At 45.3% G+C, this 14,403-nt stretch carries 15 protein-coding genes; 10 read left to right on the top strand and 5 right to left on the bottom strand.

Translation table 11 applies throughout. The features are described from left to right. Positions 1-74: 74 nt before the first annotated feature. The 4 genes from cydX to ACHUFN_RS10790 form a co-directional block, all read right to left on the bottom strand. Positions 75-188: a cytochrome bd-I oxidase subunit CydX gene (gene cydX / locus ACHUFN_RS10805; RefSeq protein ID WP_394222388.1), complete on the bottom strand. Its 114-nt coding sequence runs from the start codon at positions 186-188 to the stop codon at positions 75-77. A gap of 10 nt (positions 189-198) precedes the next feature. Further along, positions 199-1,335 carry a cytochrome d ubiquinol oxidase subunit II gene (cydB, locus tag ACHUFN_RS10800; protein WP_394222387.1) on the bottom strand — a complete coding sequence of 379 codons (1,137 nt, stop codon included), beginning with the start codon at positions 1,333-1,335 and terminating at the stop codon, positions 199-201. After that, entirely contained in the window at positions 1,332-2,912 is a 1,581-nt protein-coding gene (locus ACHUFN_RS10795) for a cytochrome ubiquinol oxidase subunit I (protein WP_394222386.1), read from the bottom strand. Before ACHUFN_RS10795 ends, cydB begins: the two co-directional genes overlap by 4 nt. Positions 2,913-3,224: 312 nt before the next feature. Further along, the gene (locus ACHUFN_RS10790) at positions 3,225-3,887 is read right to left on the bottom strand and encodes a Tll0287-like domain-containing protein (protein ID WP_394222385.1); all 663 of its coding nucleotides are present in this window, start codon (positions 3,885-3,887) and stop codon (positions 3,225-3,227) included. Between the two features lie 154 nt (positions 3,888-4,041). Between ACHUFN_RS10790 and ACHUFN_RS10785 the strand changes: the two genes are divergently transcribed. From ACHUFN_RS10785 to ACHUFN_RS10775, 3 genes are all read left to right on the top strand, one after another. Beyond that, on the top strand, positions 4,042-5,328 hold the full coding sequence (locus ACHUFN_RS10785) for a sigma-54 interaction domain-containing protein (protein WP_394222489.1): 1,287 nt from the start codon (positions 4,042-4,044) through the stop codon (positions 5,326-5,328). Positions 5,329-5,403: 75 nt separating this feature from the next. After that, positions 5,404-5,814: a hypothetical protein gene (locus ACHUFN_RS10780; protein ID WP_394222384.1), complete on the top strand. Its 411-nt coding sequence runs from the start codon at positions 5,404-5,406 to the stop codon at positions 5,812-5,814. 72 nt (positions 5,815-5,886) lie between these two features. Beyond that, positions 5,887-8,019: a TonB-dependent receptor plug domain-containing protein gene (locus tag ACHUFN_RS10775; protein WP_394222383.1), complete on the top strand. Its 2,133-nt coding sequence runs from the start codon at positions 5,887-5,889 to the stop codon at positions 8,017-8,019. 24 nt (positions 8,020-8,043) lie between these two features. On the opposite strand, the gene ACHUFN_RS10770 is transcribed toward ACHUFN_RS10775, so the two are convergent. Beyond that, positions 8,044-8,811 (bottom strand): sulfite exporter TauE/SafE family protein, encoded by a 768-nt coding sequence (locus ACHUFN_RS10770; protein ID WP_394222382.1) that lies wholly within the window; start codon positions 8,809-8,811, stop codon positions 8,044-8,046. A 157-nt stretch (positions 8,812-8,968) separates the two neighbouring features. Between ACHUFN_RS10770 and ACHUFN_RS10765 the strand changes: the two genes are divergently transcribed. The 7 genes from ACHUFN_RS10765 (at position 8,969) to ACHUFN_RS10735 (ending at position 14,393) form a co-directional block, all read left to right on the top strand. Then, positions 8,969-9,415, top strand: coding sequence for a hypothetical protein (locus ACHUFN_RS10765; protein ID WP_394222381.1), 447 nt, complete (start codon positions 8,969-8,971; stop codon positions 9,413-9,415). Between the two features lie 157 nt (positions 9,416-9,572). Beyond that, positions 9,573-9,749: a hypothetical protein gene (locus ACHUFN_RS10760; protein ID WP_394222380.1), complete on the top strand. Its 177-nt coding sequence runs from the start codon at positions 9,573-9,575 to the stop codon at positions 9,747-9,749. 299 nt (positions 9,750-10,048) lie between these two features. Continuing rightward, positions 10,049-10,471 (top strand): YybH family protein, encoded by a 423-nt coding sequence (locus ACHUFN_RS10755; protein WP_394222379.1) that lies wholly within the window; start codon positions 10,049-10,051, stop codon positions 10,469-10,471. A 140-nt stretch (positions 10,472-10,611) separates the two neighbouring features. Further along, positions 10,612-11,322 carry a hydrolase gene (locus ACHUFN_RS10750; RefSeq protein WP_394222378.1) on the top strand — a complete coding sequence of 237 codons (711 nt, stop codon included), beginning with the start codon at positions 10,612-10,614 and terminating at the stop codon, positions 11,320-11,322. Positions 11,323-11,386: 64 nt separating this feature from the next. Beyond that, positions 11,387-11,755, top strand: coding sequence for a c-type cytochrome (locus ACHUFN_RS10745; protein WP_394222377.1), 369 nt, complete (start codon positions 11,387-11,389; stop codon positions 11,753-11,755). A 10-nt stretch (positions 11,756-11,765) separates the two neighbouring features. Further along, complete coding sequence (locus ACHUFN_RS10740) at positions 11,766-13,526, top strand: amidohydrolase (protein WP_394222376.1); 1,761 nt, start codon at positions 11,766-11,768, stop codon at positions 13,524-13,526. Between the two features lie 12 nt (positions 13,527-13,538). Continuing rightward, positions 13,539-14,393, top strand: a complete 855-nt coding sequence (locus ACHUFN_RS10735; protein WP_394222375.1) for a pirin family protein — start codon at positions 13,539-13,541, stop codon at positions 14,391-14,393. Positions 14,394-14,403 lie beyond the last annotated feature (10 nt).

The raw sequence follows: 14,403 nt of genomic DNA, 5'->3' as shown, positions 1-14,403 counted from the left end.
GCGGCACGGATGCCGCTGCGGAGCCCCCATGGATGGGTTTACGGCGTGTTCTTGCTGCCAGCCCGCCTCCTAGGTCATTCCAGCTCTTCGGGTCTATCCATATTTTCTGTCGACTCCAACCACATGGCATTAATAATGCCGAAGGAACAAGCCAGTAATACGCCTAAAATCCACGCGAAATACCACATAGTTTTCTCCTTAATAAATGGTGTGAGATTGGTCGAGATCTTCGTTCTTAATTCTGCCGCGCATAACGTAAAAGCTGTAGGCGGTGTAGCTAAGCACAATAGGCACAAAGATACAGGCAACAATAAACATCACGTTCAGTGTCATGTGGCTAGACGTTGCATCCCAAACCGTTAGGCTCGCCTCGGGCATGGTGACGCTTGGCATTAAGAACGGGAACATTGAAAAGCCCGCAGTTAAAATTACGCCAGCAATAAATAATGCACTTGAAACAAACGCCATTCCCGCGTTGCCTTTCTTTGAAAAGAAAGAACAGGCTAGGCCAGCTACAACGCCCAATATCGGCGCTAACGCCATTAGTGGGTATTTGCTGTAGTTATTCATCCACGCCCCCGCTTCTATCGCGACCTCTTTCTTAAGCGGGTTAGACGTAGCAATGGTGTCGACTGACGATGTAATCACAAAGCCATCAAGCCCAAATGCTACCCAAAGGCCTGCAAAAACGAATAGCGTAACGCCAACTAAGCTGAGTACTACCGATACTGCGCGAGCGCGAACTTCAATAAAGCCGTCGGTTTTCATTTGTAGCCACGTTGCGCCGTGATTTAACAACATAGCCACAGACAACAGCCCTGCCACCAAAGCAAAAGGCGTTAAAAGACCAAAGAACGAGCCGGTGTAAGTTGATTTAAGCGTGCTATCCAGTTCAAAGGGTACGCCGAGCAACAAATTGCCAAATGCCACGCCAAAAATAAGCGCGGGTATAATGCCACCTGCAAACAATGCCCAATCCCACGCTTTTCGCCACTGAGGGTTTGGCAGTTTACTGCGATAATCAAAGCCAATTGGGCGCATCCAAAGTGCAATAAGAGTAAGGGCTAATGCAAGGTAGAAGCCCGAGAACGCTGTGGCATAAATCATTGGCCACGCCGCAAAGATAGCGCCACCCGCGGTGATAAACCAAACTTGGTTACCGTCCCAGTGCGGCCCTACCGTATTTATCATTACGCGGCGCTCTTTGTCGTTTTTACCAATAAGCGTAAGCAGTGCACCTACCCCTAAATCAAAACCGTCAGTCACAGCGAAGCCAATTAACAAAACGCCAACCAAGCACCACCAAATCACTCTTAGTAGTTCATAATCAATCATGCTTTTGCTCCTTGCTCGTCAAGGTCAATAAGATCAAACTCGGTTTCAGGCTGTTCATCGCTAGGCGGAACAGGGCCTTTTTTGGCAAATTTCTTCATTAAGTAGAAACCAATAATGAACATAACCGTGTAGAAAGCGCTGTACGCTACCAGCGTTATAACTACATCGCTTACGGCAAGGTTAGACACCGACGTATGTACCGGAAGTACTTCGGCAATTGACCATGGCTGGCGGCCGTATTCAGCAACAAACCACCCTGCTTCACAGGCAATCCAAGGTAGTGGCAGCCCGTAAAGCGCGCTTTTAAGTAGCCAACGAGGTTTGGTAATTTTGTGTTTGGTGCTGTAATAAAAAGCACATAAGAATAGGGCAAGCATGATGAAGCCAGCCGCAACCATTAAACGGAAGCTCCAAAATAGTGGGGCAACCGATGGAATGCTGTAGTCCACGGCTTGTTGAAGAGCGGCCTCAGTCGGGTTTGAAACGTTTTCAGTGAACGGTTCTAACAGCATGGCATAGCCTAAGCTGTCTTTATGGGAATCAAATGCGGCGCGCTGCTCGGCAGTTGCAGTACCGTTTCTTACCTCATCAAGCACTTCATACGCTTTAATACCGCTTAAAATGCGCTCGCGATTTTCTTCTTTTAAGTCCTTTATTCCCTTCACTTCCTCTGTAAGTGAACGCGTAGCAATGATGCCCATTGCCCAAGGTATTTGAAGGGCGTATTCCGTTTCCTGCTTTTCATCATTCGGTAGCCCGAAAACGGTAAATGGCGCAGGCGCAGGGTGCGTTTCGTACTCGGCCTCAACCGCCGCTAGTTTCACTTTTTGCACATCACCAAGCTCATAACCACTTTCATCACCTAGCACAATTACTGACAGTGTTGATGCCAAGCCAAAACTAGCCGCAATGGCGAATGAGCGACGTGCAAAAGCAATATGCTTATGGTTAAGTAAGTAGTAGCTTGAAATGGCAAGCACAAACATTGCGCCTGTGACATAACCCGCTGACACAGTGTGAACAAACTTAACCTGTGCTACGGGGTTAAAGATAACCTCAGCGAAGCTGGTCATTTCCATGCGCATGGCTTCAAAATTAAATTCAGCTCCTACCGGGTATTGCATCCAGCCATTGGCAATTAATATCCACAGCGCAGAAAAGTTAGAGCCAATCGCCACTAGCCATGTGGTCATAAGGTGCTTCACTTTCGACATTTTGTCCCAGCCGAAGAAGAACAAACCCACAAAGGTAGATTCTAAGAAGAAAGCCATTAACCCTTCGATAGCCAGCGGCGCACCGAAAATGTCGCCAACGTAATGCGAATAGTAAGACCAGTTCATACCAAACTGGAATTCCATGGTTAAGCCTGTCGCTACGCCAATGGCAAAGTTAATTCCAAACAGCTTTCCCCAAAACTGGGTCATTTGCTTGTAAATTTCTTTACCTGTCATTACGTAAACCGACTCCATAATGGCAAGTAAAAAGCTAAGCCCCAAAGTTAGAGGTACAAATATAAAGTGGAACATTGCAGTTAATGCAAATTGCCACCGCGATAGTTCAATTAACATATCGCTCATGGGTTATCTCCCTTGTATTTCGTGTGCGCGCTAAGCGCTTAGCAGAAAAAATCGTTTTAATTCAGTGAAGAACACATGAATATTTCGCAAGGCATGAGCACGGTTTGCGCCATTCATCGGTAATGTGACGTTATAAGCGCGCACGCCAATGAAAAGCGGTATTTCGTACTGTGCAGATAAATTATTCCATGAGAGAAGAAGAGGATTATTGATCCAACGCAACGATTAAAGGTGAATCAGATGCCATTTTTGTCACGTTAGTGACAAAAATGACACTAATAGAAAACGTATAGCGCGGAGAGAAAAGCGTTTTCAAAGGGAAGATTTGGGCGTATATGACAGCGTAAATGCCCCACGTAAATCGCCTAGCTCAAACCCTGTCGCTTGGTCGTTAGGATAGTGTTTAAGAATGGTCTGTTTTACCGATGGCGTAATACTGCCTCCGTGGCAAGCCATACAAACTTGACCCTGTTCAATAGCCATCATGTACCTAAATTCGCCGCTTTCACTATTGTATTGATAAGTTTCTATTGGCCTTTTGGGGTTAGCATTGTCTTGCGTTTCGGTACTTAAAAGCTGTGAAAACAAAACCAACTGCTCACGCTCCCAGCTATCTGGCGCATTGTCAGGGTTTCTCACTTTTAAGGCAGTGCGTCCTACTGTCCACCCATTCTGGCTTAGCGTTTCTGCTATAGGGCCTGCTGCTATCTGGCATTCGTTTACCCCTGCTTCTAACCCACCTGATTGAATGGCTTGCTGTAGCTTTGCTTTTAATGCCCCGCCAAGGGCTTTTGCGTGCATGCGTGCCTCTTTCACTTTTGCTTGCGTCACCATTTTATCGCTGATGGTTCCTTCAACATGCTTGGCACTAGAGCTACCTTCATTGACATTACTAGCGTTAACGGCAGGTTGAGCAGCAAGAGTAGTGCAAACTAATGCCAAGCTTAACGTCACTGATAGAGCGCTTTGTTTCATTTTATCCCCTCCTTTACGAGGCTAGCTTTATTTGATGTATTGTCATTTGTCTCAAACAGTGAACAAGCTTTATGCCAATATGATAAGTTGTCACCATTAAATTAGAACTACCTAATATTGGGCTGATGTTATGAATATATCCATCGTACAAGCAATGATAGATGCGATAGACAAACCCGCAATTTTCATTAACCCAAACTATGTTATTGAAGCGGTTAACGCGCCTTACAAAAACACCTATCCGGTAGACATAAAACTTGGCTACAGTACCTGCCACTACGTTTCTCATCGCAATAATAAACCCTGCGATCAGTGTGGTGAGCATTGCCCAATGCAAGAAAGTAAAAAAACGGGAAGGGCTGCCAGCGTAGTACATGTGCATACCACCAGCGAAGGCCAAAGCTACTGCGACATATTAATGCGCCCAATTTACGGCAGTGCTGGGGAATTACTTGGGTATTTAGAAGTTTTGGATAAACTGTCGTTTGCGTCAAACAGACCTTCGGCTGGAAAAATGGTTGGCGAATCTGACGCGTTTAAAAAAATGCTTAACAAAATAAATCGCGCTGCCAACTCAGACATTTCAGTGCTGCTGTTTGGTGAAACAGGCACGGGAAAAGAATTGGTTTCACAAGCCCTTCACTCAAGCAGTCATCGCGCTAACAAGCCATTTGTAGTTATTGAATGCACGGGGTTGTCAGACACCCTTCTTGAAAGCGAGCTATTTGGCTATGAAAAGGGCGCATTCACAGGCGCAACAGCGAGCAAAAAAGGTCTTGTTGAAGCCGCCGAGGGCGGCACGCTATTTTTCGATGAAGTGGGTGATATACCGCTTTCAACGCAGGTGAAATTACTGCGACTGTTTGAAACACAAACCTATCGCCCCGTGGGAAGTGTAGTAACCAAAAAGGCCAATTTCCGCTTGGTATGTGCGTCGCATAAAGACTTAAAACGCATGGTTGAAAAAGGTGAATTTAGACAAGATCTTTACTACCGCATTGCCGGCTTCCCTATCGCTCTGCCCCCGCTAAGAGAAAGACAGTCAGATATTGCGCTAATAGCAGCGCACTTTTTGGCGTTATCAACGCAGAAAAAGCGGTTTCATAAAACCGCGTTAGAAAAGCTAAACAACTACGCGTTCCCGGGTAACATTCGTGAACTGAGAAACATTGTCGATCAGGCTATTTTACTGTCTGATGAAGCGACCATTTATGCATCGGATTTACCTGAGCTAGACACGCCTGAAAGTGCTAATTCTCACAAAAGTAGTGAACGCTTCAACCGAGTTATGTCGTTAGATGACTTGGAGAGTGAATACCTTAAAAAGGTGTATGCGGATTTTACCGGCGATACTCAACAGCTTGCTGATGCGCTGGGCATAAGCACGCGAACGCTTTTTAGGAAACTAAAAAAGGCCAAGGTTAGCAGCGATGAAAAATAGTAAATAGAAACCGCTAGGTAGATATTCGGCTCAACAGTAGGCTATTATGAAAAGGCGCTAACAAAATAAATAAGCATGTCGACAACACGCCTAGTAACGCTCACAATTTGCCTTTGTATGCTACTGCAAAATGCATTAGCACTTGGCCTTGCAGCACATTCCATGCAGCAAGCACGTACACTTGTGGGTGAAGACATCGAGCTTATTTGTACGGGCAAAACCATGCGCTACATATCGCTAAGCGCTACCGAGCTTGAAGGTAAATTCGTTTTTGTTAGCCCTGAACTAATTAAAGCCCCAGCGCAGTCTATTGACTGTACTAACGGTACGCTGGCAGACCTTCCTCAGTTCGATCACGCGTTAAATACTGCACTGCCGATTCTGTCCTTTATGCGGTATCGCGCACTCGTCGCACGCCTTGCGGCAAAACCTTTTACAGACTTCGCCTATGCGGCGCCACTAAGTCGGGCACCACCTCACGCATAACATTTTTTAAAAACACATTACACGTGCCTGTTTTTTACAGCGCACTACACTCGTTTTTTAAATGGAATTGTTATGAAGCATTCTTTAATTGCACTGGCGATCATTGCTGCCAGTGTGCCTACACACGTACTGGCAAGAACATCCGAAATAAATACATCAAAGGTAAACGATAACGCTTCTACAGAAGTGATTACGGTAATTGGCTCACCACTTACTCATAGTATGCAAGAAATAGAGCAAGAAACTGTGAGTGCTGCCACCAATATAGATGCAGATTTTGGCGATCAGCTGGCCAAACTACCTGGCGTTTCCATTGCTCGAAACGGCCCAGTCACCGGGTTAATTCAGTATCGCGGATTGTTTGGCGACAGAGTTGCCGTAAACATTGATGGGGTTGATATTGCCGGAGCAGGGCCAAATGCCATGGACTCGCCGCTATCTCACGTACTCCCCGAGCCCGGTCTTACGGCAACACTCTATCGCGGCATTGTACCCGTAAGCGCCGGGGTACAAACCTTAGGTGGTAAGCTTCGCATCTCTTCCGATGCCTCTACGCTGTTTAACTTAAGCCGCAGTTTTATTGGTGGTGTAAACGCCAGCATTGTTTCCCCCGGTAGTGGTCAGCAGTATCAGGGCAATGTGCTATACAAGGGCGAGAACGCGTTCATTAGCGGCGCATTTACTCACCAACAGCGCGATGAGCGCGAATCAGGTAATAATGCGTTGATCCCTAACAGCCACTATCAAAGAAACGGTGGCAAGTTCAGAGCCGGTTATCAGTGGGGAAATCATCAACTTGATATCAACTATCAACAGCTTAATACCAACGAAAGCGGCACGCCTGCCTTGGCAATGGACATTGGTTTCATTGATGCAGCGTGGTATCGCTTAGGCTATCGTTACAATGTAAGCGAAAGCGAATACCTAACTTTTAGCTGGTTTGGCAACAGTAATCAGCACGCCATGGATAACTTTTCTCAACGCAGCGCTATGTCGCCAGCCATGGCGAGGGAGAATAATGCCGACTCGATCGCTCAGGGAATGGACGCGACCTATACCATGCCTTATTGGAACGGCGACCTAAAAATAGGGGCTTATTGGCATCAAAGCCGCAATAACTCCACGATTACTAACCCAAACAACGCCATGTTCTTCGTTGACAACTTTACCAATGTAGAGCGAAACACCGCCAGTGTATATGCAGAGTGGGAGTTAGAAAAAGATGCATATTCATCAACAATTGGGGCGCGATATACCCGTGTAAATATGGATAGCGGCCTAGCTGGCTCTAATATGGTCATGATGAACCCAGCAATAGCAACACTGGTAAACAACTTCAATACAACGCAGCGTGATGAAACCTACAATATGTTAGACGTTGCGGCTACCACCCGTTTTCACGTTAATGACCATACTGACATTGTGTTTGGAGTATCTCAAAAAAATCGTGCACCAACCTATTTTGAACGCTATACATGGTTACCTCTTGGTATATCTGGCGGCATGGCAGATGGATTCAACTACATCGGCAACCTTGATTTAGACAACGAAACTGCACGTCAAATTGACGTGGGCGTAGATTACGTTGTAAAAGGTTGGTCTATCTCGCCTCGCTTGTTTTATCAGGATATTGAAGACTTCATTACAGGTTCGCCCAGTACAAATATGGCAGCAAATAGGGTGTCAAATATGATGGCAGGCACAACACCATTTCAATGGACTAATACAGATGCCATTATTAAAGGCGCCGACCTTACCCTAACGGGGCAATTACGCGACAACTTAAGCGTTAACGCTGTGGCCAGTATTCAGCATGGCAATCGTGATGATATTGATGACGCATTATTCCGTATTGCCCCCGAGCAGCTGATCACCACCATTCAGTGGGATACTCACGTTATGAATACCCCATTTGCTTTGCAAGTAACATCTGAGTTAACTGGCGCACAAAACCATGTATCGGCGTTACAAAATGAGCGAACCACGTCTGGCTATGGGCTTTTACACCTTACGGGGTTTCTAACACTGTTAGATAACACGCAATCAAACCTTCAAATTACCGCGACTATTCACAACCTTTTCGACAAGCAGTATGCACCGCATACTGCAGGGGTTAATCGCGTAATGAATACCGGTGTAGAAGTGGGTGAGCGAGTACCTGCAGCAGGACGAGAGTGGCATTTATCGCTGAGCTATCGGTTCTAATTGGCTTACGCTCAGTAATGTAAACTACAACAAACTAGAAAGCGCCTGCCATAGCAGGCGCAAAGCCAACAGTGTCACCACAATTTTAAACGCCAGCATAAACTTTTCAGCAGGTACGCGCTTCAATACTTTTAAACCGAAGAAAGTACCCAAGGCTCCACTGGCTATCATAATAATGATAAACCCTGCCCACTGCGCGAACGAGAAGCCGACAAAAGTGAAAACAAAAGCCTTAAGGCCATGTTGCAGTGTCATGCAACTGGCGAAAGTACCGGTTATTTGCATTTTGCTGTAGTTATTTCTATGCACAAACGCAGCAACCAGTGGACCTGTGGCACCCACGAACATAGACACTAACGTAGTCACTAAGCCAGCCAATGTTCTACCTGCGGGTTTCATTTCCTGCGCTTTAGGCTTACCACCCCACACTAGGAACAAAATGAATGCTGCCACTGCAAATTGAATAAAAACAAGCGGTAACTGAATAACAATGAAAGACGCGAGAACGGCACCTAAAACCGCTCCAATGGAAAACCACCTTAACATTGTCCAGTCAATATACTTTGCCGTCATAAGGGCGCGGTTTCCGTTAGAGCCCAGCTGTACAAGCCCGTGCACTGGAATAAGTGCCTCAACGGGTAGCAACCCAGCCATAAGCGCTAGCAATAAAACGCCACCACCAATACCCAATGTGGCGGTTAATAACGATGTAAAAAAAGAGGCTGTCACTAGCATAATTATTGCAGAGTCAGACAACACCCCTTGCGCAATTAACTCATCGAAAAACAGCATAAATTTACACCTTTAAAACAAATAAAAAACAGCTTTAAAACATTAGAAAAACTTATCCGAAAAAGCAATAATACTCAATTGAACAATTGGTTTCACTGGCTAAAATGCACGCAAAATTTGACTAATATTTGATTAATTAACTCTTTTAGGAATTGTCATGCTTAAAGCCCTACTACCTGTTCTTGCACTTACTACTTTGCTACCTACTGCAAACGCTTTTGAATTCGAACCAAGCAACAACTCTGCTGTTACAAAAGCTTGCTTAGCTGCAATTGAACCAGGTACAAGTGTAGAACAAGCGCTTCGCCAAAACGCGCTTCACACTGTAAGCAAAAGCGAAGTGCTTTGTAACGATAAGCCAATTGCTGACTTCGTTCGTGAATACAAAGTTGACGACGCTTCTAATAAAATAATTAATGCAAAATTTGCTTCTAGCAATGAATCTACAGAGACTAAAATTTGTATTGCCGCTGCAACGTCAAATACTAAGTTTCAAGAAACTACAGAACGCCTATCTTCAACAGCGTCACTATCTGAAATTCAGTGTAACGGTATGACACTTAGCAAATTTGCTAAACAGTACAACAAATCGTTCAACGGCTAAATATTATTCGCAGCTATAAAGCTGCTTTCTAAAAAACGGGCATTTTCATGCCCGTTTTTTTGTTAATTGTAGTCTGCCATTTAAGAGAAGGCGCACCGCTGATCGGTTCAGCACTTTTTATCGTTTAAAAAACGCACTGAACTACGAGTCGAACATCATGCCTTCAATAAACTATTTAAACAAAGCCCTGCGCATAATTAGTGACGAACAAAGTACAAAAGACGCCAAGCTCGTAGCCAAGCAAATTCTTTACAACAGCGGCTTTACTGACAAAGATATCTACGAATGCTTAAAGCAGGGTTCGGTAATTCGCATCACCATTTTCGAAGCATGAACCTTTACTTACCCCAAGCAAAATTACGTATATATATTCCCCGAAAAACCCATTGACTTTGTTATTGGTGCGCAGGATACTCAAGTTATCAAACACTCATTAGCAGCACTATGTTTCTAAACGCTATGCTTAAAAACAGCCTGATTCATACTGCTTATTCAGCGTCAGCGCTGATTATTATTCTCGCTATTCTAAAGAATGGGCGGGTTAGCTAGTGCGTAAATAGAATTCACTAAACCCGCCGCAAAGGCGGGTTTTTTATTGGCTCGTCTTGCGGTAAAAATAACGGAACGACAGCCATGAACAATCCAATATCTCACGTGTTACAACAGTTGCATGACGCAGTAAACCGGGGCGATCAAGACGCTTTAGCCCAATGTTATGCTAGCGATGCAAAAGTGATCGCTACCCCTATGCACAGTTCAACACAAGATCAGGTTACTAAAGACCATGCTTCTCAGCGTGACTGTGTTAACGCATTACTTAAATTTCAAAAGAAATTTATGCCTGACCATTTTGTAACGACAGGTGACGAACGAGTTATTCAAGCCGGCGACGTAGCGCTAGTGGTTGCCAAGCTTTACCTTGTTCCCAAAGCAACGCCTAACGCTTTACCCTGCGAGGGCAAGCGTGCCGTGTATGTTATGCAAAGAGGTGCGACTGGTGAATGGCGTTGCGTCATCGATAACTTCTTCGGTACTGATCTACTAGATTTCGCCTAGTATTTCTAACCTTAATTAATTCTAAAATATAGAACAATAAGCTGGAATATTACGCATATTAAATTAACAAAAACGAACATAAGATTTACCTTGAGGTTTACGAAGTACTCACGACAAACTTAATTCAAGAGGAAATCACGATGTTCAATATTAAAAAATCAATGGCAGCACTTGTTACTGGCTTAACCCTACTTGTTCCATCTGTGCATGCAGGTGAGCCAGCCAAGAGCCTTCTAACCCCTGACAACCACACAGTCATTCTTATTGATCACCAGCCTCAAATGGCATTTGCGACACGTTCTCATTCCATCGAAGACGTGCGCAACAACGTTACAGGTCTAGCAAAATCTGCAAAGGCGTTTAACGTACCCACTATTCTGACAACCGTAGCTGAAAAGTCATTCAGCGGCCCGCTTTTCCCTGAACTAAAAGCAGTATTTCCAGAGCAAACGCCTATAGACCGCACTACAATGAACACGTGGGAAGATAAGCGAGTTACCGACAAAGTTAAAAAGTTTAAGAAGAATAAAATTGTTATTGCTGCACTTTGGACAGAAGTATGTGGTGTAGGGCCGGTGCTGTCTGCCATTGAAGAAGGCTATGAAGTGTACTTTGTTACCGACGCATCAGGCGGAGTATCTAAAGAAGCGCACGACATGGCGGTACAACGCATGATTCAGGCAGGTGCCCAACCAATTACTTGGTTGCAATACCTTTTAGAACTTCAACGTGATTGGGCTCGCACTGAAAGCTATGTAGACGTGACAAACATCGCAAAAGAACATGCAGGGGGATACGGCCTAGGCCTTATCTATGCAACCGAAATGTTTAACGCCAAAGAAGGCCAATAGCCTTTGACGCGACGGGTCAACGTGGCCTGTCGCTCTAACACCGTTACTGCATGAGGAGTTCAACATGAGAGCTTTACACCCACTTGTAGCGCCATTGACTGCGCTTCATATCGCAACACTTTCTTTCAGCGTTAGCGCTAATATTGATAGCGCGCAATACGAAAAAGGCCAAACACTTTCACAATACTGTATGGGGTGTCACGGTGAAACGGGCATTGCCAGCATTGAAAGTAATCCTAACTTGGCCGGTCAAAACAAAAAATACCTTGTTTACGCACTTAAAGCTTATCGCGATGGCAACAGAAAAGGCGGTATGGCCAGCATTATGCGCCCCAATGCATCAGGGCTTAGCGATGACGACATTGACGCCCTAGCCACTTATTTTGCAGCCCAGCGGGTTAAGCAAACCACTAGCCAAGGAAGTAATAACTAGGAGCTATCTCATGAATTCATTATTGTCACGTTTTTCGATTGTTGCCTTATTGTTTGGCGCTAGCCAGGCAATGGCTGCCCCAGACCTAGTCGTTGTAAATGCAAAAATCACAAATTCGAGCGGCCAAACCTATACGGCGCTTAGTGTAGAAAACGGCAAATTTAGCGCCTTCTCTCAAGATGCCCAACAGCTGCTAGCAGACGCAGATAGTGCCACTCAAGTAATCGATGCAGAAGGACAGCGGCTCATCGCTGGTATTAACGATTCGCATATGCACGTAACCCGTGGCGGCCGCTTCTATAATTTAGAAACCCGCTGGGAAGGTTTAAAAAGCCTAAAAGAAGGTTTGGCCATGCTTGAAGCTCAAGCAAAACGCACGCCCAAGGGGCAATGGGTAAGAGTCATCGGTGGTTTCAGCCCCTATCAATTTGAAGAGAAGCGCTTGCCCACGCCACAAGAACTCACCGACATCGCGCCTGATACGCCTATTTTTGTACTTCACTTATATTCAAGCAGCGTATTGAATAAGAAAGGGCTTGAAGTACTGGGAATAGACAAAGACACCCAAGCACCTGACGGAAGTGTGATAGAGCGAGATGCTAACGGCAACCCCACAGGTGTTTTACTTGCTCAACCAAACCCAATGATTTTGTATAAAACCATTGCCGCGCTGCCTCAGTTAAGCGCAAGTGAGCAGTTAAACTCCAGTCGACAGTTTTATCGCAAATTACTTAGCCTAGGTGTTACCAGCGTGGTTGACGCAGGTGGTGGTGGCCACACCTTTCCTGAAGATTATGCGGCAAGTGAAACTCTCGCAACGCGCGGGGAGCTTCCTATACGTGTTTCCAACTACCTGTTCCCGCAAGTTCCCAATAAAGAAATGGTGAGTTTTGCAACGTGGATGAGCAAGTACGAAGCAAATCAAAACCAGCATATTCACTTAGACAATGGCTATGTGATTGAAGGCGGTGGCGAGCTACTTACTTATAAAGCGTCAGACTATGAAAACTTTCGTGCACCGCGACCTGAATTGCCGAGTGAAGCAGAAGATGCATTAGAAGAGGTGATTAGGCTTCATTTATTGCAGCAGTGGCCGTTTAGACTCCATGCCACTTATAATCAATCTATAACCCGTATATTAAATGTGCTTGAACACATTCATACAACACAGCCTGTTGATAGCGTACGCTGGATTATCGACCACGCCGAGACAGTTTCTGATGAAAATCTTTCGCGCATTAAAGCTTTAGGCGGCTCGATTGCGGTGCAAGGTCGCATGGCCTTTGCCGGTGAAGACTTCGTTGAGCGATATGGCGCAGAACAAGCCAAACGCACGCCTCCTATAAAACAAATGCTTGATAAGGGGATAACAGTGGGCTTAGGCACAGACGGCACTCGCGTTTCTAGTTTTAACCCTTGGGCAACCTTTTATTGGGCGGTGAGTGGCAAAACGGTTGGTGGCTTTGATTTAAAAGCAAGTAAGCTAGATAGGCTGACAGTACTTAAACTGTTCACCCAGGGCAGCGCAGCACTATCTGGTGAGGAACAGTTAAAGGGTCAATTAAAGCCCGGGTTTTATGCTGACTTTGCTATTCTTAACCATGACATCTTAACGGTAAGTGAAGAAGCATTGTTAAACACGCAGTCACAGCTAACGGTGGTAGATGGTAACGTTGTCTTTGCTGACCAAAAACAGTACCCCAAATTCGCCAAACCAACGGCGTCTGCCGAACCTGCGTGGTCACCGGTTAACTTCACCCATCAACGTTAATTGAGAAACATCATGGCAAAACGAATTTCATCTCACAAAAAAGATTTAGGCGGTTTCTCAGTAAGTCGCATTATTCCCCATGTCGATGCTAGGAGCATTGGCCCCTTTGTATTTGTTGACCACATGGGGCCTGCACACTTTCCAGCAGGTACTGGTATTAATGTGCGCCCTCATCCGCACATAGGGCTTGCCACAATCAGCTATTTGATGGAAGGCAGCATGTTGCATCGCGATAGTCTTGGGACAATTCAGGAAATACAACCCGGCGACGTAAACTGGATGACGGCCGGCAAAGGGATTGTTCACTCGGAACGGGAAACCATAGAAACCCGAGGCAGTGACCATGTGCTAAACGGTTTGCAGTGCTGGATAGCGCTTCCCGAAGATAAGGCAGACATGGAGCCAAGCTTTATCCATGTTAATAAAGCCAAACTTCCCTATATTCATCGTGAAAAAGTACTGATGCGGTTAATTGCGGGTGAAGCTTACGGCTATACATCACCAGTAAAGACATACTCTCACATGTTTTACTTAGACGTGATAACAGAAGAGGGCGCTGTGATTGAGCGCCCCTGTGGCGACTCTCAAACGGCTTGTTACGTAATTTCTGGCAAGGTAAAACTTGGTGACGAAATCTTTAGCGCTGGCGAGTTTGTCCTTCTTGATGACGAAAGCGAAGTAGAAACCATAGAAAATAGCCGCTATTTTCTTTTGGGCGGCGAGAAAATGGCAAAACAACCTATTCTGCGTTGGAATTTCTTAGCGTATTCTCGCGAAAAAATTGAAGAAGCGGAAAAGCGTTGGGAAAAGGGCCTGTTCCCCACCATTCCAGGAGACGATAGAGAGTTCATCCCACTGCCTAAATAGGTGCGCTTAA

It is taken from the genome of Alteromonas gracilis, from assembly GCF_043642145.1.
Classification (GTDB): domain Bacteria; phylum Pseudomonadota; class Gammaproteobacteria; order Enterobacterales; family Alteromonadaceae; genus Alteromonas; species Alteromonas gracilis_B.
Note: the sequence above shows the minus strand (reverse complement) of the source record. Positions and strands in the feature narration are given on the sequence as shown.